This window comes from Domibacillus sp. 8LH (assembly GCF_038806185.1).
Taxonomy (GTDB): Bacteria; Bacillota; Bacilli; order Bacillales; family Domibacillaceae; genus Domibacillus; species Domibacillus indicus_A.
Genome location: NZ_JAVJNG010000010.1, coordinates 22,282 through 46,209, shown reverse-complemented (window position 1 = coordinate 46,209; position 23,928 = coordinate 22,282). Strand labels below are relative to the sequence as shown.

Genomic DNA, 23,928 nt, shown 5'->3' with positions numbered 1-23,928 from the left:
TCTTTAGTCCGCACTTTTTTAATGAACTGAACTTGCGGTGCTCTGCTTTCTCCCTCTTGCCCAGTGGATGCAGATCAGAAGCGTAACACCGATAATGACAGCCCCAAAAATATAAGGAAGCCCCATATTTACATCGAACAGGGTACCTGCAAGAGCCGGCCCAATCATATTGCCAATGCTCATGTAGGCGTTGTTCATACCAGCTGCAAACCCCTGCTCGCTTCCTGCCATTTTTGAAATGGTTGTGTTAATGGATGGGCGCAGCAGGGAAGCAGCGGTAAAAAACACAGCTGAAATAAGTAAAACGGACGAGAAGCCGGTTGCAAATAAAATGCCGAGCATCGAAACCGCTGCAACAACAAGCATCGTATTCATGACGCGAACTTCCCCAAATCGTTCCAGCACACGGTCAAGCACAAACGCCTGGACAATCACACCAATCAAGCCGCCGATTACCATTAAAATTGAAATATCTGACGGGCTAAAACCGAACTTTTGGTCGGTAAATAAGCTGATGGTAGATTGATAATTAGCCAGTCCAAAAGAGAGTGTAAACATCATAACAAGCAAAATAAAATAAGGCTTTTTCAAAGAAAGCGCAAGCTGTTTCACAAGTGGATCCCGTTTTTTTACAATGGCTTGTACATGTTCTTTCGCTGGTTCACTCAAGAAAAAAGTGGAGATCAGCGCTGCCAGTGCCGCTACCGTACCGGCAATCATAAACGGCGCCCGAAGCCCGAATGCTGCCAGGAAGCCGCCGACACCTGGTCCCACTACAAATCCAAATGACATGGCCGCTCCAAGGCGCCCCATCCCTTTTGCCCGCGTTTCAACTGTTGTAATATCCGCCACAAATGCCATCATCGACGGAATCATAAAAGCGCCTCCGATACCACCAATCACACGGGATGCATATAAAAGAGCAAGGTGATTAGAAAACGCGAATAAGAATTGGGCGGCAGAAAACAGCAGAAGACCAAAAATAATAGATTTCTTTCGTCCGTATCGGTCTGATAAGTCTCCAGCCAGCGGTGAAAATAAAAACTGGGCAAACGCAAACGTTGCAATTAAAAATCCAAACGTTTTTCCGCCGGCCCCAAATTCATGAATAATGGTTGGCATGATCGGAATCACCAGGCCAATTCCTGTCATAATGATAAACATATTCATCATTAAAATCAGCAGTGGAAACTGCTGAATATCTTGTCTTGACATGTACATCCTTCTTTCTTGTCTTAATAAATCGTTTTAGGCATTCTGCCGACTGCCTGTTCAAGCTCTTCGGCCATCGCTTTCATATACGGCAGGCTTTTCAAATTAAAAAGCATCCCTGTTAGAACGGCGGCACGCGGGTTTACTTCAAGTAATTCTTTTTCTAAAAGCGCGATCGAGTCGAGTGCAAAAGAAGCATCCTTTTCTCCTTCCGCCAGGGCTTTCAGTTTTTTAATAAAATAAAGGGGATGAACACTTTCTGAATACAAACCGGCTTCCTTATCAGACCCGGAGGCTTTAAAAAACGGCTCCGGTTTGTCCTGAAGCATCCACAGAGCTGAGGCGTTCAACTGCTGAAATAACTGCCGGGCAAGGCGGTCAAAATCGTGCTGGACGTCTTGTTCAATAATTTCTCCTAAGTACGATATCATCATTCCCTTTATGGAAGTGTTCAAATCTGGTGCATATGGAATGATTTCTTCTCCGTAGATAGCAGCAATCTGTCCCTCTGTTCGCTTTCTCAGCTGAATACTTTCCTGGCGGACAAAATCGTGTAAAGATGAATCTTCAAGGCCGCGTATTTCTTTTAGCTGCATCATAAAAAATTCCTGAAAGGCATAATAATGCCGCGCTCGAATGGCCATCTCCCGGATAAAATGTTCTTCATGGCTGTCTGACTCGTTTTTCGCAGCTGCAATTTGATCGTGCAGCACCTGATAGTAATACTCGAATATATCGGATAACAGTTCTTCTTTTGATTTAAAGTACGTGTATAAACTTCCCTTTGACAGCCCGCATACATTCGCAATCTGCTGCATGGACGTTTGATGAAAGCTTGTTGTTGAAAAGAGCCGCATCGCTGTCAGCAGGATTTTTCTTTTTTTTTCATTCATTTTCTACACCAACCGAACAGTTTTTTAATTGACCGCGAAGTCAATCTTAGCATAGGCTGTCTTAAAACACACGAAAAATGTTTCGCAAAACGAAATAAATATCAAAAAGATACCCGGACGGTTTGTCCGGGTATCGGGTCACTGCCTGCCTGACTTCAGCAAGTCACGTATTTCCGTTAAAAGCTCTTCTTCTTTTGTTAAAGAAGGCAGTGCTTCTTCTTCTTTTTTTTCTTTTGTATAAAGCTTATTAAATAATTTAATAAACAAAAAAATGGAAAATGAAATAATAACAAAATCCACAACAGTTTGAATGAAAATACCGTATTTCACCTCAGCCTTGCCAAATGTAAAAGACAAGCTTGAAAAATCGATTCCGCCAACTAAAAGTCCAACAAGCGGCATGATCACATCAGCCACAAGAGAAGAAACAATTTTACCAAAAGCGGCTCCGAGGATCACCCCGACGGCTAAATCCATCACGTTGCCCCGCATCGCAAATGATTTAAATTCCTTCAGCATGGTCCCCCCTCCTTTCTGCTTCACTGTTTTATATCCTGCAAACAGGCATAAAAAACATTTTAGCAGAAAAGGAGCTTATTTTTCAGCAAGATCGTCTTTTTTCATTTTTTCCCTTCTATTCCATCTTTGCTCGGACTTAAAAAGCTTAATAAATAACGTAATAAAAAAAACTGGGACTGCATAAACCAATACATACAGAAAACCGGCCAGCCATTGCATATTCCCGCCCCCTCTGTTGATTGACTTTCAGTTTTTATATTATATAAGGTTTTTCTGTTTTATTGCAATCTCATTTGAATTTTGCACATAGTTAAATAAACATATTATGAAACTTAAAAAGCTTCACGCCTTCACAGCGTGAAGCTTTTTAGTTAGGCTTCTTCTTTTTCCGTTACAAGAAGCTGTTCTACAGCGCCTTGTTCTTTTTCGTCTACAACAAAGGAACCATTTGAATAACGATCCACTTTTTTCAAAGTATGGACAGCCACTTTTACATCCGGTCCTTTTTTCGTCCGTACATAATAGTCCCGGTCTTCATCAAGCTTTGCTGCACCGACAATACGGTGTGGATTTGTTTTCAATTCACGAAGCAGTACGACGCCGCGCTTGGCACGTGTTGTCTGCTCGAATTGATCGAGCCCGCCCCGTTTTGCCGATCCGCGGTTTGTAACGGCGATAAACGACGTTTCGTCTACGCTGTCCGATACAATAACCGCAACGGTATAATCTTCGTCTTTTAAGCTGATTCCTTTTACGCCGGCTGCACGCGGTCCAACCACAGGTACTTCTTCTTCTGGAAATCGCAGGCCATAGCCGTAATGCGTAATCATTAAAATTTCACTGCTGCCGTCTGTAAGTGCCGCTGCACACACTTCATCGTCACCCTTGACATTCATAGCCGTCAACGCCCGTGAATAGCGCTGTACGTTCAGCTGCGAAAGCTCTGTCCGCTTAATCATGCCGTCTTTTGTGGCCAGCAGCACATATCGCTCGGCAGAAAAATCACGTACAGGAAAAGCCGCCACAATCGATTCATCCTTAAAGCCGCTGACCATACCCGAAGCATGCTGGCCGGCGTCTTTCCAGCGAATATCCGGCAGCTCGTGTACCGGTAAATACAAGTAGCTGCCTTTATTTGTGAAAACGAGCAGCACATCTGTTGTATTCATTTCGCGCTTAAATAACAGCCCGTCCGATTCTTTCATGGCCGGAAGCCCGCCAGAAGCGGAATAAGAACGCGTACCGGTCCGTTTAATGTATCCTTCCCGCGTAACAGAAACAATTACATCCTCACTTGGGATCATCGCTTTTTGATCGATTTTAATTTCCTGGATCTCTGCTTCGATCACCGTGCGGCGCTCGGTCGCATAAATTTTCTTCATGTCTTTTAATTCACGCTTAATAACCGATTCAAGCTTTTTCGCACTTCCTAAAATGGCTTCCAGCTGCTTGATCGTTTTTTCAAGCTCAGCCGACTCTTTTTGAAGCGCGGTAATGTCTGTGTTGGTTAAGCGGTAAAGCTGTAATGTCACAATTGCTTCAGCCTGCGGCTCCGTAAATTCAAATTGATCCATCAAGCGGTGTTTAGCATCCTGTTTATCTTTTGAAGAGCGAATGCAGGCAATCACTTCGTCCAAAATAGACAGTGCTTTGATCAGCCCCGCTACGATATGGTGGCGGGCTTTTGCTCTCTCTAAATCATAAGCTGACCGGTTGGTTACCACTTCTTTTCTATGTTCAATATAAGCATCCAGCAGACGGTGCAGCCCCATCAAAACAGGACGCTTATTCGCGATTGCAACCATGTTAAAGTTATACGAAATCTGCAGGTCCGTCGCTTTAAATAAATAATTTAAAATCAGCTCTGCATCTGCTTCTTTTTTCAAATCAATCACGACCCGCAGTCCGGTCCGGTCGGTCTCGTCCCGAACCTCGGCGATACTGTCGAGCTTTCGATCGATGCGTAAATCATCCATTTTCTTTACAAGTGATGCTTTGTTTACTTCATATGGTATTTCTGTAATGACAATCCGCTGACGTCCTCCACGCATATCTTCAATTTCCGTTTTGGCGCGGACAATTATTTTTCCTTTTCCGGTTTTATACGCTTTTTCAATGCCGTCTACACCTTGAATGATACCGCCGGTTGGAAAATCCGGACCCGGAAGAACAGTCATTAACTCCTCCACTGTGCAATCCGGTTTTTCCATCCGCATAATCACAGCGTCAATCACTTCATCAAGGCGGTGAGGAGGAATTTCCGTGGCATATCCTGCTGAGATCCCTGTTGATCCATTCACAAGCAGATTTGGAAATCTTGCCGGCAGCACAACCGGCTCATTGGTTGTTTCATCGAAGTTTGGAATAAAATCAACGGTTCTTTTCTCAATATCTGTCAGCAATTCACCGGCAATCGCTGACAGTCTTGTTTCCGTATACCGCATCGCCGCAGGCGGATCCCCATCAACTGATCCGTTGTTGCCATGCATTTCAATGAGCGGTGTCCGCATTTTCCAGTTTTGACTCAAGCGGACCATTGCATCATACACCGATGTATCACCATGAGGGTGATAATTACCGATTACGTTCCCGACCGTTTTGGCGGCTTTCCGGAACGGCTTTTGGTGTGTATTCCCCTCTGTATGCATAGAAAACAAAATACGGCGCTGTACCGGTTTGAGTCCATCCCGTGCATCCGGAAGCGCCCGTTCTTGAATAATGTATTTACTATACCGCCCGAATCGGTCGCCAATGACGTCCTCAAGCGGCAAATCTTGAATGTGTTCACTTTCCAATTCGTTATTCCTCCCTGTTGCCAGCCAGCTGCTCATTTTCTAAAAGCGCGGCTTCCTCTTCCAATCCGAACGCCACGTTGGATTCGATCCATTTTCTGCGCGGCTCTACTTTATCCCCCATCAAGACGGTTACACGACGCTCCGCCCGTGCGGCATCATCAATGGTTACCCGGATCAGCGTTCTTGTTTCAGGGTTCATCGTTGTTTCCCATAGCTGGTCGGCATTCATCTCACCAAGACCCTTGTAACGCTGAATGGTGGTTCCTTTGCCCATTTTTTTGAGCAGCGCATCGAGTTCACGCTCAGTCCACACATATTCTGTTACTTCTTTTTTTCCGGTTCCTTTTGAGACTTTAAAAAGCGGCGGCATGGCAATATACACCTTACCGCTGTCAATGAGCGGCTTCATATACCGGTAGAAAAACGTAAGCAGCAGTACTTGGATATGAGCGCCGTCTGTATCGGCGTCTGTCATTATCACAACTTTATCATAATTGGCATCATCCACGGCAAAGTCCGGGCCAACACCGGCGCCGATTGCATGGATAATAGTATTGATTTCCTCGTTTTTAAAAATATCCGCAAGCTTTGCTTTTTCTGTGTTAATGACTTTTCCACGAAGCGGCAGCACCGCTTGAAACTTGCGGTCACGTCCTTGCTTTGCAGAGCCGCCGGCCGAGTCTCCTTCAACCAGGTACAGCTCATTACGCTCAGGATTGCGCGACTGGGCCGGCGTCAGCTTTCCGGACAGCACCGATTCCCCTTTTTTGCGCTTTTTGCCGTTCCGGGCATCTTCCCGGGCTTTGCGGGCAGCTTCTCTCGCTTGCGCCGCTTTGATCGCTTTTTTGATCAGAAGCGCACTTACATCCTGGTTTTCTTCAAGAAAATACAGCATTTTTTCAGATACGATTTGATCGACTGCCGAGCGGGCTTCCCCGGTTCCAAGCTTTCCTTTTGTCTGCCCTTCAAACTGGAGAAGATGCTCAGGGACGCGCACCGATACGATGGCCGTCAGCCCTTCTCGAATGTCCGTTCCTTCAAGGTTTTTATCTTTTTCCTTCAGCAGCCCGTTCTTACGCGCATATTCATTAAATGTACGCGTCATAGCTGCCCGTGCACCCGCTTCATGTGTACCGCCGTCTTTCGTGCGCACGTTGTTGACAAACGACAGCACATTCTCAGAAAAACCATCGTTAAATTGAAAAGCGAATTCTGCTTCGATCTCGTTCTGTGTTCCTTCAAACGACACAACTGGATGAAGCGCGTCTTTTTCTTCATTCAAGTATTTAACAAACTCTTCAATCCCGTTCTCAAAAAAGTATTCTTCTTTTTGTTCACGGTCTTTTCGCTTGTCTTCTAACGTAATTTTCAAGCCTTTTAACAAAAATGCTGACTCTCTTAACCGTTCGCTCAGCGTGTCAAATTGAAAAACGGTCGTTGAAAAAATCGTTTCATCCGGCTTGAAATGAATTTGTGTACCGGTTGATTTTGCTTTCCCTTTTTTCTCAAGTGTTGTAACTGGACGGCCGCCTTTTTCAAAACGCTGCTCGAATTGAAAGCCGTCCCGCCAAATTGTAACCGTGAGCGACTCAGACAGGGCATTGACAACAGAAGCTCCTACCCCATGCAGGCCGCCGCTTGTTTTATAGCCGCCTTGTCCAAATTTTCCACCTGCGTGAAGTACAGTTAAAATCACTTCCGTTGTCGGCTTGCCCGTGCGGTGCATGCCCGTTGGCATTCCGCGCCCGTAGTCACGCACACTGATTGAATTGTCTTTATGGATCGTTACGTTAATCTCGGTTCCATGTCCGCCAAGCGCTTCATCAACCGAGTTGTCAACGATTTCATACACCAAATGGTGAAGCCCACGGCTGTCTGTCGACCCTATATACATTCCAGGGCGCTTTCGAACCGCTTCAAGTCCCTCAAGAACCTGGATGGAGTCTTCATTGTAAGTTGATTGTTTTGTTGCATCCGCCATGAACTAAATCTCCTCTCTTTCCAACACCCGTACATAAAACGTATGTTCTTAACTATCATATCATAAAAAGCGGCGGTTCACCAATCTCTTTGCTGATTCCGTTTTAAAGAGTACGTTACTTTTCCTCGAGAATCAACCGAAATAATTTTACCGCCGCCTTAACCCTCGTGGTAAAATGAATGAGAATGTCATGCACATGATTATACAACACAAAAAGGGAGAATGAGAAATTGATTCCAGCACTTGTACTTATTATCGCCTACTTACTGGGCTCGATTCCTTCCGGTTTAATTGCAGGAAAAGCGTTTTTCGGCATAGATATACGGGAGCATGGAAGCGGGAATTTGGGCGCAACCAATTCGTTTCGCGTTCTCGGAAAAAAAGCCGGCGCTTTTGTGACAGCGGCAGATATTTTAAAAGGAACAGCCGCTGCCTCTATTCCGATTATGTTTGATGATACAGGGGTTCATGCCCTTTTAGCCGGCCTTGCCGCAGTGATCGGACACATCTTTCCCGTATTTGCCGGATTTCGCGGCGGCAAAGCAGTCGCCACATCAGCTGGTGTGCTCCTTGCGTACGAACCGCTTTTTTTCCTGCTCTTAATCGCGATCTTTTTAGTTGTTCTGCTGACCACAAAGTATGTGTCTGTCGCATCCGTAATCGCTGCTCTAGCTGCCTTTATTTATGCGGTCGTCCACACTTTTTATACGCAGGACATCCCATTTTTAGCGGTTGTGACCGCTCTGGCTTTTTTCGTTGTTTACCGGCACCGGGCAAACATGACACGCCTTCGTAATGGGACAGAGCCTAAAATCCCATTAGGCGGGCGCAAATAAAAAACGGCTTGACTGTTGAAGTCAAGCCGTTTTTTGCGGAAATAATTCAAAAACAGCGAACTATTTTGAGTCCTTCTCTTTCCATGCTACACTATGAAAAAAGAATGGAGTGGTAACAGTGAACATCGATATAACAAACGAAGCCTTAAATTGGTTTAAGGAAGAAATGCAGGCGACAGAGGGAGATACCGTCCGCTTTTATGTACGGTACGGCGGCTCAAGCCCTCTTCATGAAGGGTTCTCACTTGGCATGACAAAAGACGAACCACTTGAACCAGCCGTAACCGTTTCTCATGAAGGTGTGACCTATTTTGTTGAAGAAAAAGATGTCTGGTACTTTGACGGCCACCATTTAAAAGTCACTTATGATGAAAAGCTGCAGGAGCCTGCTTTTGAGTACATAAAAGATTCCGCTGCTAAAGATCAAATCGTTTAATATGGTCAAACAGTTTTTCATTTCTTAAGACAACCAGCTGCTTTTCGCCAAGCAGATCGAAATGAGGCCGGGATGGATTTCGCATATCGATCCATTCCGGTTTTAACCCATATTTTCTTCCCCACTCCGCCAATTTCTCAGCATCGGTACAGCCCGCTTTTGTTACGGTCCGGCAACCCGGGAACCGATCATCCTTCCAATAGTGGGTTAAAAAGGCCACTTTGCCTCGTGCAATCTCCTCTTTCCACTTTTCCACTTCTTCCCGCTTTACTCCGAATGCCATTACTTTTCCTTCTTTTCTTTTTCATACACTTCATGCCACTCGGGAAAAGCTTTTTTAAATTTGACCGGGCGGAATGTTTCCTTGTCTACGACGGTATGTACACTTGATCCGGTTACACAAACGTCGCCTGCTTCGTTCACAATTTCGTAGCCGTATGTCGTGCGGATGCCTGTATGTGAGTGGATCCATGTTCGAACAAGCGCCCTCTCTCCGTAACGAAACGGCCTCTTATAGGAAAGCTGGATATCGGTTACCGGGGAAACAAACCCCGCTCTTTCCATATCGGCATAATGAAAGCCTAAATCTTTAATGAGCTGGGTTCGTCCAATTTCAAACCAAACAACATACTGGCCATGATACACAACCTGCATAGCATCGGTTTCTGCATATCGGACTTCTACTTGCGCTTCTGAAATAAACAAAATCAAAACTCCTTTAACAAAATCAAATTCTTCACCTATTTTACCATGTTTTGAACGGGCGTTTATTCATTTTGCTTTTACGGGTACAGACAAAGAACGCGTAAACAAGTTCTTCTGCGTTATACAGTGTTTAAATCCTGTTTAACGGCGATAAAGAGATCGGCTCTCCTTCCTGCATAGTCTTGATTAAAGGCGCGGCGGAAGGGAAAAAATACAGCCTGGCAACGGGATACGGGTGTCCTGGCAAAGCATCGGCCGTTTTCATATGCGTGTTTCCAGTAAAAGTGCCCATGCCGGCGCCGTGCCCGAGCTTGCCCGGAGTGCCACTGAAGAAATCGCTCGTAAAGTGATTAAGCCCCAGCAGGTAAGCGATCATTCAAACGGGCCGTCTGTTGAAATCGGATTAATCGAAGGCAGAACATCCGCCCATGAAAAAACGGTGGCTTCCGCCCGGCTTTTAAAAGAAGTAAAAGAAACCAGCAGGCATATTGTACTGGACATTCACGATGAGTATACAGGCGGCGCCTTAGACGCATTTTTTACTGCAGATAAGGGCACTCTGATGGAGCCTGCCGGTGAATTCTCACATAGTGAAACCGATGAGTCTCCCTTGACCGATTCACTGTCAGAGCGGACTCTCTTACTTGTATAAACGATTGAACGATTATCTTAAACTGACGGAGGCTAACCCTATGACAATAGATCACATTTGGAAAAATCAACGAAATCATGCGCACAAGCAGCGCGCTCACGGATCGAAAGGAATGACAGCGAGCGCCACTGAAGAATCGTCCCTTATTGGTGCAGATGTGTTAGCGAAAGGCGGAAACGCCATGGATGCCCTGGTGGCTATGCAGTTCGCTTTGGCCGTATCTGAACCGTTTAACACAGGGCTTGCAGCCAGCGGCTTTATTCTTTATTACGATGCCGAAACGAAAAAAACGTCCGTTGTAAACGGACACTCGATTTCGCCGAAAAGAGCGCATAAAAATGTTTTTGTAGATGAGCACCAGGATGTGATTCCATTTTTAGAGCGCTCCACCCCTGGTACGGCTGTAGCTGTTCCCGGCATTTTAAGAGGAATAGAAAAAGCGTTGAATGAATTTGGAACAATGTCCTGGCAGGATGTAATTGCCCCAGCCGTTGATTTGTCCGAAAAAGGAGTCCGTGTGAATTTAACCTGGAATACAGGGCTGCAGCGCTTCAGCGGCCGGCTTGGAGAGAAAGCGAAAGACTTTTTTTACCCAAACGGCGTGCCGCTTACTGAAGGGGAAATTGTCGTGAACGAAGACTTAACGAAAACACTTAAAATCCTGCAAGAGCATGGAGCAGATGCTTTTTACAAAGGGGAAATTGCCGATAAAATTGTCCAAACCGTTCAAGAGTTTGACGGTTTTATGGAAAAAGACGACTTGGCCGCTTATGAAGCAACTGTGTCTGAAACGATCACCGGTACTTATAAGGATTATACGGTTACGGTTCCTGCTCCGCCAAATGGCGGCGGCTTTGCTCTTCTTTATATGCTTAAACTGCTTGAAAAGCTGGATATCGGCCAATATGGCCTTCGTTCGTGGGAAAAATATTATCTTCTTGCTGAAGTGATGCGCATTATGACGGCTGATAAGCTTGCATTCATGGGTGATCCTGCTTTTTACGATATCCCATTAAAGGGTCTGTTAACAGAGGAATATTTAGAGGAGCGATTGAAGCTGGTAAACTTTAAATTCCGGAATGAAGATGTAACAGAGGGCAATCCGTGGCCGTATGATGAAAAAGAACCTCATGATAAAACCGCCAGTACGACAGATCCCGGACCCGACACCACTCACTTTATAGCTGTAGATGAAAAAGGCAGCATCGCTGCCTGTACCTCTTCGTTAGAGCACTTCTTCGGCTCTGGTATTATGGTGCCCGGCTGCGGATTTTTATTAAATAATGATATGACTGATTTTGACCCGGATCCAGCCGGTTTAAATTCCGTTGAACCTGGCAAATATCCGGTCAGCATGAAGACGCCGACGATTGTTTTTAAGGACGGCGAACCGATTCTAACACTTGGCTCACCCGGCGGGCCAACCATTCCAGCATCCGTTTTGCAGACGATGATCCATGTGCTTGATTTTGGTCTTGATTTAAAAGAAGCGATTGAAGAACCCCGCATTTATAACGGTACAGGGCCGCTTATTTGGCAGGAAGAAGGCATCCCGGAAGAAGCAAAACAGACGCTTGAGAGTATGAACTATCAGTTTGATTCCATTGCGCTGTCCATAGGAAACGTTCAAGCAATTTTACTAAACCCCAAGACGGGTGAACGCATTGGCGGCAGTGATTCCTCTCGTCCAGGAATTCCCGCTTCCCAGGACCCTGAATAAAAAAATTTCCGGCTGATACGCCGGAAATTTTTTTGTGGCAAGAAAACAACCGAAAAAACCGCCAAGCGCAGCCGGTTTGCACTATACTTTTTTTATCTATACTTGTCCGGCTACCTGGGCAGATTCAAATGTAGCCATTTCCTTAAGCATTAAAACCGCTGATTGAAGAATCGGAAAAGCAACAGCGGCACCTGATCCTTCTCCCAGTCTCATTTGAAAATCAAGAATTGGTTCTTTTCCTAACAATTCAAGAATAGCGGAATGGCCGGGTTCAACCGAGCGGTGAGCCATGATCATATAATCCTTTACATGCCTTGATATTTTCGATGCAGTAAGTGCCGCCGTCGATGCAATAAAACCATCTACAAGAATCGGCGTTCTATTCGCTGCGGAAGCAAGCATTGCCCCTGCCATACCGCAGATCTCTAAGCCCCCTACTTTCGCTAATACGTCAATTGGATCTTCTGCATTCGGCTTTCTTCTTTCAAGTGCCAGGCGGATCACCTGTTTCTTATATTCCCTTTTGTTTTCTTTAATTCCGGTGCCTGCACCTGTCAGCTTTTCGATGCTGATCCCGCTGAACGCGGCAGTAACCGCACTGCTTGCTGTTGTATTACCGGTCCCCATTTCTCCAAGGATCAGACATTTAACGCCGCTGTGGATCATTGCTTCTGCCTGCTGATAGCCTGTTTCGATTGCTTTGACCGCTTCATCCCGGCTCATCGCGTTTTCGTTTAAAAAGTTAGCTGTGCCGTATTTGATCTTCTTGTTTATCAGCTTCTCCTCTTCCATATCTCCTGCTATCCCGATATCCACTACATACATTTTGGCTCCAATGGATTTGCTGAAAACATTGATAGCCGCTCCCCCGTTTAAAAAATTGCGTACCATTTGCATCGTCACTTCCTGCGGAAAAGCAGACATCCCTTCAGATACGACTCCATGATCGGCCGCAAATACAATAACACCCGGCGGTGAAACAACAGGAAACGATTCTCCCGTCATTTTAGCCAGCTCAACAGCCAGTTCTTCCAGCCTGCCGAGGCTGTTTTTCGGTTTGGTCAGCGTATCTGCATGCTGCTGAGCCAATTCTCCCGCTCTTTCGTCCAAGCTTGGTATATGTACAGTCATTACCTTGCTTTCCATCGATTCAAAAACATCCTTTCTCCTTTTTGTCTGCAACTGCTCCAACAAAAATCTGCTAACAGCCGGAAACAGCATTGCCACATTTATTTTACAATGTATGGTGGAGATCAATAAAAAAGCCGGTTCCTGATTGGAACCGGCCGCATTCAAATATTAGTTGCCTGCTTTAACACTTTGCAATTTGCCGCGAAGGACCATCTGCAAAATACCGCCATGACGGTAGTAGTCAACATCTACTTCAGAATCAAAACGAACAAGCGCTTCAAATTCTGTTTTCTTGCCTTCTTTATTTGTAGCTGTTACTTTAACGATTTCGCGTGGTTTTACACTGTCTGTAATCGCCACTTCAAATGTTTCTTCTCCTGTTAAGCCAAGAGTATCGGCATTCTCGCCTTTTTTGAATTGAAGCGGAAGCACACCCATCATGACAAGATTGGAACGGTGAATACGCTCATAGCTTTCCGCGATAACTGTTTTTACGCCAAGAAGGTTTGTACCTTTTGCTGCCCAGTCACGTGAAGAGCCCATACCGTAGTCTTTGCCTGCCAATACAACAAGGCCTGTTCCCTGCTCCTGATACTTCATGCAAGCATCATAAATCGGCATTACTTCGCCTGTCGGCCAGAATGTTGTGTATCCGCCTTCTGTGCCTGGAGCAATCTGGTTGCGAATACGGATGTTCGCAAATGTACCGCGCATCATGACTTCATGATTTCCACGGCGTGAACCGTAAGAGTTGAAGTTGCGAGGCTCTACGCCTTTTTCACGCAAGTATTTGCCTGCTGGTGTATCTTTACCAATCGCACCCGCTGGTGAAATGTGGTCCGTTGTAACGGAGTCACCGAATTTACCCATCACGCGAAGGCCAGCAAGTGCCTGGATCGGCTCTGGATTTGGTGAAAGATTTTCAAAGAATGTTGGGTTCGCAATGTATGTGGATTCAGAATCCCAGCTGTAAAGAGCATCATCGTTCGTTTGGATTTGATTCCATTTTGCATTGCTGTTAAATACTTGATCGTATTCTTTGCGGAACAATTCAGGTGTTACAGTGCGTTGTACCGCTTCTTTTACTTCTGCTGTACCCGGCCAAATGTCTTTAAAGAATACATCTTGTCCGTCTTTTCCTTTGCCAATCGGATCTTTTTGAAGATCGATGTTTACGTTGCCTGCAAGCGCATAAGCCACAACAAGCGGCGGAGACGCAAGGTAGTTTCCTTTTACAAGCGGGTGAATACGTCCTTCAAAGTTACGGTTTCCTGAAAGAACAGACGTGACAAGAAGGTCGGAATCAATAATCGCTTTTTCAATTTCTTCTTTCATTGGACCTGAGTTTCCGATACATGTTGTGCAGCCATAGCCGACAACGTTGAAGCCGATTTTCTCCATGTATGGAAGAAGGCCGGAATCACGCAGGTAGCCTGTTACAACTTTTGAACCTGGCGCCAATGAAGTTTTTACATACTTCGGCACTTCAAGACCAAGTTCAACCGCTTTTTTCGCAACTAGACCTGCTGCCAGAAGAACATATGGGTTTGATGTATTTGTACAAGATGTGATCGCTGCAATACCGATCGCCCCTGTTTTCATTTCTGCTGTTGTGCCATCTGCAAATGTAACGGTTGCTGTACGGTCAAGCTCTTCTTTTGTTAAGCCAAAACCGTGGTTGCCTTGCGGCGCGCTTACAGCTTCCTGGAATGATTTTTGCATTTGAGAAAGCGGAATTAAGTCCTGCGGACGTTTTGGTCCAGACAAGTTTGGCTCAATTTGGGCCAAGTCTAGCTCTACTACTTGTGTGTAAACAGGATCTTCGCTCGCTGGCGTAAAGAACATGTCGTTTTCTTTCAAGTACTGCTCAACGACTTGAATGTGTGCTTCATTACGTCCAGTTAAACGCATGTAATCAAGCGCTTCTGAATCCACTGGGAAGAATCCGCATGTTGCACCGTATTCTGGCGCCATGTTTGCAATCGTTGCACGATCCGCAAGCGGAAGCGTAGCAACACCTGCACCGAAGAATTCAACGAACTTACCAACTACGCCTGTTTGACGAAGCACTTGTGTTACTTTTAGTGCAAGGTCTGTCGCTGTAGCGCCGTCTGGAAGCTCACCTGTTAGTTTTACACCCACAACTTCAGGAATTGGGAAGTAAGATGGCTGTCCAAGCATACCTGCTTCTGCTTCAATTCCTCCAACGCCCCAGCCAAGTACACCGATACCATTGATCATCGTTGTATGCGAGTCAGTTCCAACCAATGAATCAGGGTATGTTTCAAATTCACCGTTTGCTCCTTCTACTGCATGAACAACGCTTGCGAGGTACTCAAGGTTTACCTGGTGGACGATACCAGTTGCCGGCGGAACCGCACGATAGTTATCAAATGCTTTTTGAGCCCAGCTTAAAAACTCATAACGTTCTGCGTTACGATCAAACTCAAGCTCCATATTGCGCTCAAGTGCTTCTTGTGTACCGTAAGCATCTACTTGAACAGAGTGGTCGATAACAAGGTCAACTGGAATCTCAGGATTGATCACTTGTGGATCGCCGCCGATATCTGCCATTGCTTTACGAAGAGATGCCAGGTCAACAACAACCGGTACGCCTGTAAAGTCCTGCAGGATAACACGGGATGGCTTAAATGGAACTTCTGCTTCTGCATCCGCATCTGCTCCCCATTTAGCCAGGTTTTCAACATGTTCTTTTGTAATGACATAACCATCAAATTGACGAAGAACAGATTCAAGTAATACTTTAATTGAGTAAGGAAGACGGGATACGTTTCCGATACCTGCTTCCTGAAGTGCTGCCAGACGGTAGTAGTTATAGCGCTTACCGTTTAAGTCAAAGCTCGCACGGGCGTTAAAAACATCAGTAGTCGCCATTTTGGTTCCCCCTCTTAACTAGTTGAATATGTACTAAAACGATTGGAAAATAAATTTTTTATTTTTTCTAATTTTCCACCCCTTTTATCTTAGTACATTCATTAACATAAGTAAATGAAAAGAAATTTATTGCTTCCGATAAGAAAAACAAATCATTTAAAAAATGACTTTTGCATCGTCCTTTTAAAGTATCCCCTATCCAGCCGCGTTTTTTCAAGAAACAAATAGTCATATTTCCAGTCGAGCTCGGGCATATACATATGCTTAAAATTCATTCCCTAAATGGTGCTCAGTACCCAACGCTGATGGTCTGCATTCGCTGTCCGGTCGAGTGTTTTCAGAGTGTTTTCACATTGTTTCACTTTTTTATTTTTCAAAATAATTCCCAGAGTTTTACCTCGAACTTATCAATCTCATACAGTTTGCATGGAAAATGAGGTCGGGCAAGCTCTTTTGCCAGCTTTTCACCTTTCACATTAATCCTTCTTCATCCCCACTGGGAAGAACGAAAAACATGTGTCATCATCCCTGTCTCTCCCGCTTCATTTAACATATCACTATTACCCCACTTTTGTTTGGTTAAACTGGCAGCTGTTTCTGGATGCCGCGTTTTGAAAAACGGGCCTGCGGGTAAAATTAGTTATACGCAGGCGCCCAAGCGGCAGCTTCTGTAAGAAGGAGGATTTTCGTATGTATACTAGCAATGTAGATAAAAAACAAAAAAGCGGTGGACTTGGCTATCTTTTAGTGGGGGCAGGAGCCGCAGCATGGTGGCTGTCCAAAGAAGAAAATCGTTCCAAATTAGACAGCTTGATTTCCCAGGCGAAGCAAAAGTTAAGCAGCTCTCCGTCTTCTAACGAGTCATCTCCGATTCAAAAAGCAGGCGATTCACACTCAATTGACGTCCCTGATCATAAAATGGTTGGAGAAGGATCCCAATTTGCTGTTGATTACTACAACAAAAAACAAAAATGAGCTGTTTAATTTGTTTCATTTCAATGAAATCAATGAAAAGAGTTGATTTACCAACGTTCCTACGAGGGTAGATTATTTTTTGCTTTGTAGTCTCCCCCATTGTTCCCCCAGTACTTCGGGGGAACAATGGGGGAGACTTTAAATTTAGAACAGACGCTCTAAAAGGTTCTTACCTGAGACCTTTTTATTTTTCTTCTATGGATCTCTTGACCATCTTTCGCGGCTTTTTCGGCTTTTTAATGTACCCAGTTTCAGATCATGCTTTTCCGCTAATGCAGAAAGCGTGATTTTGATTGCTTCCCATTCTGATCTGATATCATTCTAGTTCGCCACTTCACATCACCATCACCTCCAATTTGTTTTTAGGCAAAGAAAAAAGCAGCCCGCAGGATGCTTCCTTCCACTCTGTATTCAGCTAATTACTTCCTCGAAAACTACTTTTAGATATTCATCAAACTTATGGTCATTAAAGAATCCACCTTCGTGACATACCCAATTACCTTCGGATACTAAGGGAGATATAATATCAATTCGCTGTCGGTCTTCCCCAATAATCTTAAAAACCTCAATAGAGTTTTTATCTCTTTTGAATCCAAGAACATGTCCTTGGATTCTTATTTCTGAGAAAAGTTCATCTTCTGGATAATCACTATATACTTGGATATCTCCATAAGTTGCTGGTATAAAGTCCTCTACGCTTTCACCAAACTTTTCAACGCGATCATTGATAAAAGATACAGCACGATCTGTTAACTCTTTTCTCTTTACATCATTTGCATACTGCTCTCTTAAATTCGCTACGAATCGGCTTTCAAAACTCATACAAGCACCTCCCTTAGTTTATTATCATTATTTCGACAAAAGGAGATATTTTCCTGCATCAAACATATCTGATTCTGTGAAATCGCTGCTCAAGCGAGGTAATCTCATGCAAACCAAACAGAAAATCGATTTAACCGCGGTTTAAAACTTTAGAGAGTATCCTGGTATCAAAAGCGACCGTTGCGACAATGCTTATTTTAAGAGTTCCGTCAAAATATGGCCTTTCTTTGAATCCCTTAACTGTGGAAGAAACTAATTAAACCCAGCCAACTGGCAGGGTTTAATAATAGCTGCAATTTAATTGAGTCAATCACATCCTTCGTTAACTATCGCACCCTCTAGTTGACGAAAAACAATTTAAATTTATTTTCACATAAAATTTAATTAAATAAAAAAGAGTAACCGGTGCAGCCTGCTTCATAATGAAAGCAGCTCTATAGCTTTTTAAAAAGACATTTTACACTTATCTTTCACAAAATTCTCTTTCCATCATTTTCAGCTTTCTTTTCATCTCTCGAATATCTTCTTTCATCTCTCGAAGATCATCTTCCATCCGTTTAAGCTCGTCTTCCATCCGTTCACGCCGACTTCTCCGGTCGCGGTTACTGCAGTTAGAGCACATATCATACTCTCCTTTCATTTTTTATTGTCTTACACCATTAGAATATGAAAAAATGCTAGACATGCTTGGGAGATTATCCACAATTTAAGTTATAAGTAAAAGAAAAAAAGAGAACTGACTAAAAACTTGCAAAGATCGCATTTAAGCACAAAAAAGATTTAGTCCTAAAATCAAATCCCGATAAGCAAACTGGGTTGCCCTTCACTTCTGCATGCCGGCTTTAAACGGTTGGCCACCAGTAAAGCTGTAGCGCTGTTTAATGTTGAGTATGCTTTCGCGGAAGGGCGTCTTGCTCTATGGGAGATTCCTCAATCAATTCGTCTTGAGACTACAGTAACTTTGCCTGATCTATATCTTTATAATCAATAGTGACGTTTCATCTTAAAAAACATAATGGTGCTTGGCACGCTATCCCCCTTCGGAAATGAAAACTTTGAAGATAGAAGTATGTTGCTTCACACAAATAATTCATCATAATTTATACAAAATAATTAAGTATACCTCCGAATAATAAAGTGCTGTTTTTAAACCGGAAAGATACCTAACAAAGATTAAACTTGCAAACAGTGGTAATATTAAGATTGAGGATTTATCCTATGGACAAAATTTCTAAAAGTGGCTTGGAGGAAAGGTGTCACCTTTTGTCTAAAAATAGATTTAAAAGGAGCGTTTGTAAATGAAAACAATGACTAGACTCACTTTCGCCAATAACCAAAAAGAGCTGGATCATAAAATTGAACAAATTACACAAAACCATGAACAACGAAATCCTGAATGCAAAGTTGAGATTTCTTACTTAGACCCGGAATTAGAGGATATCCGTTTTCTAAAGGACCAAACCACACAATTATTAATTGGAATACGAATAGTTGAAAAAGCAAATGGCGATAAATAAGCAGTATTAAACATGTTTATTTATTTTGAAAAAAGAGGTGTAAAAGGATGGCAGGCAGAAACAAGTATAATACTGGAGAGATAGTGAAAATAAAAACAACGGATGAATTAGTAACCATAAATAAATGGCATTATGTACAAAATATGAAGCAATACTCTTATACCGTGAAAGAGTATCCACTAACTTTTTATTTCGAAGATGAATTTTATAGTCATAACTAAATTAATCAGTGCGGTTGACCAAACCGCAGCTAAGTCGACTCTAGCAAAAAAATATTCATGAACATGCATTGAGCCTCAAAAAAAGCAACCAGACGGTATAAAAAAAGCCACCTAGCGTATGATGATAAATATAAACGTAATAAAGGTGGCTGCTTTTGTGATAGAAGTTAAAAATTTCTTTCTCAACCAGCCTGTCCCTTTCTGAGACAGGTTTTTTATTTTACACTATAAAGGAACGTACATTCTTAAAAAACTTTATTTGTCTGCAAACCTAATCAAGTTCAAACAATTTGAGAACGTGACCGTGAACCCCTTACCCCCTCAGAATTGCGTCTATTTTTGGTCGGAGCTAGAGACCATGAGAGAACATAACTAACTTATACTCTAATCCTTCTCCTAGGTTATACAGGGATCCGTTAATAAATAACGTGCCGCCATAAAGCGCCTGCCATTCTGTTTTTAACGCTAACGAACCAATGATGACCGTACCAACTGCAATCCTCATAACCGCTTCTGCAACGGTCATGGGCGATGATTTTGAGACTTACTACTTATTCAGCCCTATCAAACAAAGCATTGACCGCCAAAACAAGCAAATAAAAACAGCAAAAAGCCGCCGGAAATCCGGTGGCTTTTACTGTTCTCTTTTTGTGTATTCACCAACATAATATAAAATGTCAGATACATACTGGTCACTTTGATTATAAGCGAAGATCGCCCGTTTCATATCACCATCGGCAGCACCGTTTTCACTTAAATAATGGGCAGCACTGTAGATCGCATCTTCCACATTGAAAGGATCTGCTTTCCCATCTCCATTGGCATCCACCCCATATCCGCCATATTTTGCAATGACAGCCGGGTCTGTTTTTTCCTCTTCCGGGATATCACCTTTACCGAGGCCGCTGCAAGTCGGATGCTCCCATCCTACAAACGTACACGGCATAAACTGCATCGGGCCTTCCGCGCCTGCTGGAGAAATCATTGGATCCATCGTTGAAAATTTTGTTTCTACACGGTGGTGAGCAGCAAGAAGCTCCCACGGAATTCCATACTCTTCAGCTGCCGCTTTATAGATCGGCATGTACTCTTCTGGAATCGACTTAGACTGCAGAAATTTCGGCGCTTTGTCTGTTATTGAAAAAACGGCCATTAAGAGAAAAGCGGCCAGCAAGAATGGAATCGCCAAACAGCCGTACGCCCGTTTTTTCAATCTTCTTCTTTTTTTTGCCATGATCGTTAAACTCCTTAAATGCTCTTGCTTAACTCATCATAGAAAAGACCGAACAAAACTTCAAGCAAAAACAAATCTCTCTTCTGCTTAGAAGAGAGATTTGTTTTTTATTTACCTAAGCGGAAAACGCCCGTCTTTTTTCCTCATTTCTTTTCTTTCTATAACTAATTCCTTATAAAGAGAAATCATCATTAAAATAATAATAATAGAAAACGGAAATGCCACGGTAATCGCTGCATCTTGAAGAGCTTGAAGTCCTCCGCTATATAAAAGAACCACTGCGATAAGCGACTGAAAAATGCCCCAAGTGACTTTTATATTATTCGCAGGTGTTAACGAGCCATGCGTTGTCTGCATACCCAATACGAAAGTTGCAGAGTCGGCCGATGTAATAAAAAATGTAGTGACAAGCAAAACAGCGACGATAGACAACAATTGTGACCATGGAAGCTCATTAAATACTGCAAACAGTACTTCCTCAGTTGCGTAATGAGTAAAATCTGCAATACCTTCCATCTGCAAGTGCGTAGCAGAGGCGCCGAAAACAGCAAACCAGAAAAAGCTCAACAAAGATGGCATCAGCAAAACACCAATTAAAAATTCACGTACTGTTCTTCCGCGGGAAACGCGCGCAATAAAAACACCGACAAACGGTGCCCAGGAAATCCACCAGGCCCAGTAAAAAATCGTCCAGCCATTGATCCAGCTGTTGTGCTGTTTATTCAGCGGAGCGATTTGAAAGCTCATTCGTAAAATATTTTGCAAATAAGAGCCAATCGTATCTGTAAACATATTTAAAATAAACATCGTCGGACCAAGAATCAGCATTAACACGAGAAGAACAACGGCCAAAACCATGTTGGTGTTGCTCAAAATTTTAATTCCTTTTCCAAGGCCAGACAGAGCCGAAATGATAAACAAAACCGTTACCACTGCAATAATAATAAGCTGTACGGTAAATGAAACAGGTACCCCGAACAAATACGAAAGACCACCGTTGATTTGTGCTGCTCCGAAACCAAGCGTTGTGGCAACTCCTACCACTGTAGCAAAAACAGCAATAATATCGATAACGGTTCCGAGCCATCCTTCTGCATACTTTCCGAGTACCGGTTTCAGTGTCCGGCTGATCAAGCCTGGTTCTCCTTTTCTAAACTGAGAATATGCAAGTGCTAGTGCTACAACTGCATAGATAGCCCATGCATGAAGACCCCAATGGAAAAAAGTGTACCGCAGCGATTCACGCAGTGCACTGTCTGTTCCTGGTTCTGAAAGCGGGCTTGAAATAGCATAATGGCTAATCGGCTCAGCTGCTCCCCAAAAAACAAGACCGATGCCCATCCCCGCGCTAAACAGCATGGCAAACCATGTACCAGTCGAGTATTCTGGTTTTTCACCCGGCTGTCCCAGACGAACCTGGCCTACTGGACTAAAGATAAGAACAAAGCAAAATACAACAATAACGGATACTGTAATTAAGTAGTACCAGCCAAATGCGGAAGTAACAAAGTTTTTCACATTGGCCGTCATGGTGCCAAAGGATTCAGGAGCAGCTGCTCCAAAAATAGCAGCAGCTAATACTAAAGCAGCTGTCCACCAAAAAACAGATGATGTTTTTTTCATACATTTCCCCTTCCATCTTAAACATTTCTTTTGCGTAACGAATGAAAAACAGTGGTTTGATTTGTTCAGACACGTCTATTACCGTACCAAAATAAAAAAGCCCTATCAAGTGATAGGGCTTTTTAAAAGTGGTTATCCTGCATCAAGCTGCTTTAGTCCGGGTGTTTTTGCAGCCGCTTCTGCCGCTTTTTCCCGAAGCTTTAATTCTTCGTTTTTCAAGTCCGCCAGCGATTTTGAAGCTTCCGCTTCCGCTTTTCGAAGACGGCTGCTTTCAAACTGCCAGCCGTTTGCCGTCGCGCGTGCTGTTGTCAGCTCCGCAATCAAATCTGCTTCATAGTATGGATACTTTTCCATCACTTCGTCTGCCATCTTCTCATAGGATGCTTGCAGCTTTTTCTCGAGCGTGTTTTTTTCGGTCTGCCAGTACGTGTTTGACAGCCAGGCGCCGGCAGCAGATAAAACGCCTTTTTTCTCCCTATTTGTATCTATTTTTTCTGTTACCCGAATCAACTTTTCTCTAAGCCGTGTATTCGATATGCTCACATCTCCAAGAAAAGGGCGGGCGGCATCGGTTTTCAACAGTACAATAAGCCGCTCTCTTAAGTTTTGGTAAACGGCTTCAGCTCTTTTTTCTGAGCTTTCAGCCAAAGCCAGCTCCTGCTGAATGTGCAAAATATGCTTTTCTTCTTTTTGCTGCTCAAGCTTCAACTCATTAATCTGCCTGAACAGCAGCAAATAAGCAGACTCTCTTGTAACCCATTCTGATGACAGAACCGATTCATCATTTGCTTGAGCGCTTTCATCTGATGTATACAAAATCAGCATCGCCGCAGGCAGCAGCCAGCTTCCCGAAAACAATGTTTTCAGCGCTGCTTCCGTTGTAAATAGGGCATCCGGGTGAAGAATCCACATTTCTTTTGGAAAGCCCGGCGGCACTTCCTTTTGAATCGGAGAAAGGATCTCGCCATACATGAATAAACCAGAGCGAATGCCCATTTCGAATACAAGCGGTCCTATGCCGATCCCCTGCTTGATCTCTTCAAAAGAAGCACTGCGGTGTATATGTAAATGCTCGAAAATCTGCACTTTTTTAAAATCCGGAAGTTCTTCCCAATAACGGCGGATATTTGCTTGAAGAGACTCTTTCCCTTCTTCCGCTTTTTCATTTTTTAAAATGCGCTCAAATAACTGGACATATTCGTAATGAAGTATAAATTCAAGCTTGCTGGAAATAAAAGAAGCTTCAAATTTTGCTTCTACCGCTTTATTTTTTTTCGCTCTTTTTTCAAACCATTTATTCTCAATTTCCGCACTGCGCGCGGTTACTTTTTCTCTTTCATTTAAGCGTGCAGCCGGCAGTTTCAGCAGCTTGGCTAATGCCAGAAACACATCAAGCTGAAGTACTTGATCCGGAATCTCATTTCTTTTTTTTATTTCAGCTGCAATGGCTCCAAAATAAGGAGCAGTTTCTTCTTTAGAAAAACGGCTTTTTGCTTTTAATGCCAGCAGTTCTTTTGCCTGCATGGAATGCAAAATCGCGTGAATCATCCGAAGCTTCGGACCTGTCACATTTGCTACCGCTTTGCCGATCGGCTTTAACTCTGTCATGTTGATCCGCTCCATTTACTCCTTTTTTTCTGATTTTACACGAAAAAAGTATGGAAAGAAAATGAAACCCTTTCTTTCTTATCGCGCTCGTTGTTTTAAAAGTATATCTTTTTTCCTTTTTATAGTTGCTAATTGCCTGCCATTTTTTTAGAA

21 protein-coding genes are annotated in these 23,928 nt (G+C 43.5%); 6 read left to right on the top strand and 15 right to left on the bottom strand.

The genetic code is table 11. The annotated features are described in order from the left end of the window. Positions 1 to 18: 18 nt before the first annotated feature. The 5 genes from RG959_RS13125 to parE form a co-directional block, all read right to left on the bottom strand. Complete coding sequence (locus RG959_RS13125; RefSeq protein ID WP_342797484.1) at positions 19 to 1,215, bottom strand: MFS transporter; 1,197 nt, start codon at positions 1,213 to 1,215, stop codon at positions 19 to 21. Between the two features lie 20 nt (positions 1,216 to 1,235). After that, the gene (locus tag RG959_RS13120) at positions 1,236 to 2,105 is read right to left on the bottom strand and encodes a TetR/AcrR family transcriptional regulator (protein ID WP_342797483.1); all 870 of its coding nucleotides are present in this window, start codon (positions 2,103 to 2,105) and stop codon (positions 1,236 to 1,238) included. Between the two features lie 138 nt (positions 2,106 to 2,243). Continuing rightward, on the bottom strand, positions 2,244 to 2,624 hold the full coding sequence (gene mscL / locus RG959_RS13115; protein WP_342797482.1) for a large conductance mechanosensitive channel protein MscL: 381 nt from the start codon (positions 2,622 to 2,624) through the stop codon (positions 2,244 to 2,246). Between the two features lie 371 nt (positions 2,625 to 2,995). Beyond that, positions 2,996 to 5,419: a DNA topoisomerase IV subunit A gene (gene parC, locus RG959_RS13110; protein WP_342797481.1), complete on the bottom strand. Its 2,424-nt coding sequence runs from the start codon at positions 5,417 to 5,419 to the stop codon at positions 2,996 to 2,998. A gap of 4 nt (positions 5,420 to 5,423) precedes the next feature. After that, positions 5,424 to 7,400: a DNA topoisomerase IV subunit B gene (gene parE, locus RG959_RS13105; protein WP_342797480.1), complete on the bottom strand. Its 1,977-nt coding sequence runs from the start codon at positions 7,398 to 7,400 to the stop codon at positions 5,424 to 5,426. A gap of 233 nt (positions 7,401 to 7,633) precedes the next feature. Between parE and plsY the strand changes: the two genes are divergently transcribed. Together plsY and RG959_RS13095 are read left to right on the top strand one after the other, a co-directional pair. Next, positions 7,634 to 8,236: a glycerol-3-phosphate 1-O-acyltransferase PlsY gene (gene plsY / locus RG959_RS13100; protein WP_342797553.1), complete on the top strand. Its 603-nt coding sequence runs from the start codon at positions 7,634 to 7,636 to the stop codon at positions 8,234 to 8,236. Positions 8,237 to 8,354: 118 nt separating this feature from the next. After that, positions 8,355 to 8,672, top strand: coding sequence for a HesB/YadR/YfhF family protein (locus RG959_RS13095; RefSeq protein ID WP_342797479.1), 318 nt, complete (start codon positions 8,355 to 8,357; stop codon positions 8,670 to 8,672). Here the strand turns inward: RG959_RS13095 and RG959_RS13090 are convergent. Further along, on the bottom strand, positions 8,653 to 8,955 hold the full coding sequence (locus tag RG959_RS13090; RefSeq protein WP_342797478.1) for a hypothetical protein: 303 nt from the start codon (positions 8,953 to 8,955) through the stop codon (positions 8,653 to 8,655). The genes RG959_RS13095 and RG959_RS13090 overlap by 20 nt on opposite strands. After that, positions 8,955 to 9,377: an acyl-CoA thioesterase gene (locus RG959_RS13085; protein WP_342797477.1), complete on the bottom strand. Its 423-nt coding sequence runs from the start codon at positions 9,375 to 9,377 to the stop codon at positions 8,955 to 8,957. The genes RG959_RS13090 and RG959_RS13085 overlap by 1 nt, the downstream gene beginning before the upstream one ends. A 235-nt stretch (positions 9,378 to 9,612) precedes the next feature. On the opposite strand from RG959_RS13085, the gene RG959_RS13080 reads away from it, so the two are divergent. Next, positions 9,613 to 10,029 carry a peptidase dimerization domain-containing protein gene (locus RG959_RS13080; RefSeq protein ID WP_342797476.1) on the top strand — a complete coding sequence of 139 codons (417 nt, stop codon included), beginning with the start codon at positions 9,613 to 9,615 and terminating at the stop codon, positions 10,027 to 10,029. A gap of 40 nt (positions 10,030 to 10,069) precedes the next feature. After that, on the top strand, positions 10,070 to 11,749 hold the full coding sequence (ggt, locus tag RG959_RS13075; RefSeq protein ID WP_342797475.1) for a gamma-glutamyltransferase: 1,680 nt from the start codon (positions 10,070 to 10,072) through the stop codon (positions 11,747 to 11,749). 96 nt (positions 11,750 to 11,845) lie between these two features. Here the strand turns inward: ggt and cobT are convergent, their stop codons facing one another. Both cobT and acnA read right to left on the bottom strand, forming a co-directional pair. Beyond that, positions 11,846 to 12,895: a nicotinate-nucleotide--dimethylbenzimidazole phosphoribosyltransferase gene (gene cobT, locus RG959_RS13070; RefSeq protein ID WP_342797474.1), complete on the bottom strand. Its 1,050-nt coding sequence runs from the start codon at positions 12,893 to 12,895 to the stop codon at positions 11,846 to 11,848. 153 nt (positions 12,896 to 13,048) lie between these two features. Next, on the bottom strand, positions 13,049 to 15,775 hold the full coding sequence (gene acnA / locus RG959_RS13065; RefSeq protein WP_342797473.1) for an aconitate hydratase AcnA: 2,727 nt from the start codon (positions 15,773 to 15,775) through the stop codon (positions 13,049 to 13,051). A gap of 690 nt (positions 15,776 to 16,465) precedes the next feature. On the opposite strand from acnA, the gene RG959_RS13060 reads away from it, so the two are divergent. After that, positions 16,466 to 16,750, top strand: a complete 285-nt coding sequence (locus RG959_RS13060; RefSeq protein ID WP_342797472.1) for a hypothetical protein — start codon at positions 16,466 to 16,468, stop codon at positions 16,748 to 16,750. A gap of 411 nt (positions 16,751 to 17,161) precedes the next feature. Here the strand turns inward: RG959_RS13060 and RG959_RS13055 are convergent, their stop codons facing one another. Beyond that, a complete protein-coding gene (locus tag RG959_RS13055; protein ID WP_342797471.1) occupies positions 17,162 to 17,572 on the bottom strand; it encodes a hypothetical protein in 411 nt (136 codons plus the stop codon). Between the two features lie 463 nt (positions 17,573 to 18,035). Beyond that, the gene (locus RG959_RS13050) at positions 18,036 to 18,194 is read right to left on the bottom strand and encodes a hypothetical protein (RefSeq protein WP_242232988.1); all 159 of its coding nucleotides are present in this window, start codon (positions 18,192 to 18,194) and stop codon (positions 18,036 to 18,038) included. A 676-nt stretch (positions 18,195 to 18,870) separates the two neighbouring features. On the opposite strand from RG959_RS13050, the gene RG959_RS13045 reads away from it, so the two are divergent. Continuing rightward, entirely contained in the window at positions 18,871 to 19,089 is a 219-nt protein-coding gene (locus RG959_RS13045; protein ID WP_342797470.1) for a hypothetical protein, read from the top strand. A gap of 570 nt (positions 19,090 to 19,659) precedes the next feature. On the opposite strand, the gene RG959_RS13040 is transcribed toward RG959_RS13045, so the two are convergent. The 4 genes from RG959_RS13040 to RG959_RS13025 form a co-directional block, all read right to left on the bottom strand. Beyond that, positions 19,660 to 19,815 carry a hypothetical protein gene (locus RG959_RS13040; protein WP_342797469.1) on the bottom strand — a complete coding sequence of 52 codons (156 nt, stop codon included), beginning with the start codon at positions 19,813 to 19,815 and terminating at the stop codon, positions 19,660 to 19,662. A gap of 129 nt (positions 19,816 to 19,944) precedes the next feature. Beyond that, positions 19,945 to 20,544 carry a lytic transglycosylase domain-containing protein gene (locus RG959_RS13035; protein WP_242232991.1) on the bottom strand — a complete coding sequence of 200 codons (600 nt, stop codon included), beginning with the start codon at positions 20,542 to 20,544 and terminating at the stop codon, positions 19,945 to 19,947. Between the two features lie 111 nt (positions 20,545 to 20,655). Further along, positions 20,656 to 22,167, bottom strand: coding sequence for a glycine betaine uptake BCCT transporter (locus tag RG959_RS13030; RefSeq protein ID WP_342797468.1), 1,512 nt, complete (start codon positions 22,165 to 22,167; stop codon positions 20,656 to 20,658). Between the two features lie 132 nt (positions 22,168 to 22,299). Further along, positions 22,300 to 23,775, bottom strand: coding sequence for a hypothetical protein (locus tag RG959_RS13025; protein WP_342797467.1), 1,476 nt, complete (start codon positions 23,773 to 23,775; stop codon positions 22,300 to 22,302). Between the last annotated feature and the right edge of the window lie 153 nt (positions 23,776 to 23,928).

Coding starts and splice junctions, on each gene's coding strand:
- RG959_RS13050 (WP_242232988.1), bottom strand. CDS start 18,194: ATGTGCTCTAACTGCAGTAACCGCGACCGGAGAAGTCGGCGTGAACGG.
- RG959_RS13090 (WP_342797478.1), bottom strand. CDS start 8,955: ATGGCATTCGGAGTAAAGCGGGAAGAAGTGGAAAAGTGGAAAGAGGAG.
- RG959_RS13040 (WP_342797469.1), bottom strand. CDS start 19,815: ATGAGGATTGCAGTTGGTACGGTCATCATTGGTTCGTTAGCGTTAAAA.
- mscL (WP_342797482.1), bottom strand. CDS start 2,624: ATGCTGAAGGAATTTAAATCATTTGCGATGCGGGGCAACGTGATGGAT.
- parE (WP_342797480.1), bottom strand. CDS start 7,400: ATGGCGGATGCAACAAAACAATCAACTTACAATGAAGACTCCATCCAG.
- RG959_RS13120 (WP_342797483.1), bottom strand. CDS start 2,105: ATGAATGAAAAAAAAAGAAAAATCCTGCTGACAGCGATGCGGCTCTTT.
- RG959_RS13055 (WP_342797471.1), bottom strand. CDS start 17,572: ATGAGTTTTGAAAGCCGATTCGTAGCGAATTTAAGAGAGCAGTATGCA.
- RG959_RS13035 (WP_242232991.1), bottom strand. CDS start 20,544: ATGGCAAAAAAAAGAAGAAGATTGAAAAAACGGGCGTACGGCTGTTTG.
- RG959_RS13060 (WP_342797472.1), top strand. CDS start 16,466: ATGTATACTAGCAATGTAGATAAAAAACAAAAAAGCGGTGGACTTGGC.
- ggt (WP_342797475.1), top strand. CDS start 10,070: ATGACAATAGATCACATTTGGAAAAATCAACGAAATCATGCGCACAAG.
- acnA (WP_342797473.1), bottom strand. CDS start 15,775: ATGGCGACTACTGATGTTTTTAACGCCCGTGCGAGCTTTGACTTAAAC.
- RG959_RS13125 (WP_342797484.1), bottom strand. CDS start 1,215: ATGTCAAGACAAGATATTCAGCAGTTTCCACTGCTGATTTTAATGATG.
- RG959_RS13030 (WP_342797468.1), bottom strand. CDS start 22,167: ATGAAAAAAACATCATCTGTTTTTTGGTGGACAGCTGCTTTAGTATTA.
- RG959_RS13045 (WP_342797470.1), top strand. CDS start 18,871: ATGAAAACAATGACTAGACTCACTTTCGCCAATAACCAAAAAGAGCTG.
- RG959_RS13025 (WP_342797467.1), bottom strand. CDS start 23,775: ATGACAGAGTTAAAGCCGATCGGCAAAGCGGTAGCAAATGTGACAGGT.
- cobT (WP_342797474.1), bottom strand. CDS start 12,895: ATGGAAAGCAAGGTAATGACTGTACATATACCAAGCTTGGACGAAAGA.